Consider the following 1,284-nt stretch of genomic DNA (forward strand, 5'->3'; position numbering starts at 1 on the left):
TAAAGAGTAAGAAAGCGTTAGGTGAGAGGAAGTAAACCTACAAGTTGCGCCTAACAACGACATGCACCGGAGCGCGGCGAGCGAGTCTCTCATCACTCATCCAATGCACCATGCCGCGCCCGGTGATGTGTGTTCGTTAGGCGTCTGGAACCCGAATGAAGCAACACTTTTAATAAGGTTTTGTTGATCTGGGTCAGCTTGAATGGGTTGCTTCGGCGACAGCAACGGTCAACTAATATTGGTTTCAGGCAAGGTTTCAACCCATTACACTATAATCTGAAAGGGGGAATTGCCAAATGACTACCAATTCATCGGTAGCACTGATTACAGGAGGGACGAGCGGTATTGGCCGGGCGGCAGCTAATAAACTGGCCCAGCTTGGCGCCCATGTCTTAGTCGTAGGCCGCAATGCGGAGCGCGGCGAGAAGACGGTTGCGGAAATCCGGGCGGCTGGAGGTAAAGCGGATTTTATTTCGTCTGACCTTCGAGACGCGTCGAGCGCGCGCGAAGTGGCGAGAAGAGCGGTCGAACTCGGAAATGGCCATGTCGATATTCTGATCAACAATGCGGGGATCTTCCCGTTCGGCCCGACGCATGAAACGACGGAAGAAGTGTTTGATAGCGTGTTTTCGCTCAACGTCAAGGTGCCGTACTTCCTTGTCGCGGAACTTGCTCCGCTGATGGCGAAGAGAGGCAAGGGGGCGATCATCAATGTATCGACGATGGTCGCCGATTATGGGGCGGCTGGCATGAGCCTCTATGGCTCGAGCAAGGCCGCCATCAACCTGCTGACCAAAGCGTGGGCGGCTGAATATGGCCCGAGCGGTGTCCGCGTCAATGCAGTGAGCCCAGGGCCTACGCGCACAGAAGGCACGGACGCAATGGGGGAGGGACTCGAGCAACTGGCTGCCCAGGCGCCAGCGGGCCGTCCTGCTACAGCGGACGAGATTGCTGAGGCCATTGTCTTCCTGGCAACGGATCGTGCCAGTTTCATTCAGGGCGCAAAACTCGCCGTCGATGGAGGGCGCACGGCCATTTAAGGCCTGGCTATAATCCTTTGATTGACGCCTAACAAGCCGTTGCAGCGGAGGCCGCGCAGCGCATCTCTCATGCGCCCTTTGATTGCCGTTCGCGGCCCCGCTGAACGCGGGCGTTAGATGCCAATACGCGCTATAACTTCCGAGACTAAGTAGGAGGAATGAAATGGACTCTTACCTATGGGTGTTTGTTGCAGTGATGTTCCTTGCTGGTCTCTTGGGGGGAGCAATTAATCACTATCTGTCG

The 1,284-nt window shown here is 55.8% G+C and carries 1 protein-coding gene; it reads left to right on the plus strand.

Going from position 1 to position 1,284, the window contains the following annotated elements; genetic code table 11:
- The first annotated feature begins 296 nt into the window (after positions 1 to 296).
- Positions 297 to 1,040 carry an SDR family oxidoreductase gene (locus tag VJ464_21520; GenBank protein HKQ07720.1) on the plus strand — a complete coding sequence of 248 codons (744 nt, stop codon included), beginning with the start codon at positions 297 to 299 and terminating at the stop codon, positions 1,038 to 1,040.
- Positions 1,041 to 1,284: the final 244 nt, after the last annotated feature.

The organism is Blastocatellia bacterium (assembly GCA_035275065.1).
In the GTDB taxonomy this organism is placed as follows: domain Bacteria; phylum Acidobacteriota; class Blastocatellia; order UBA7656; family UBA7656; genus DATENM01.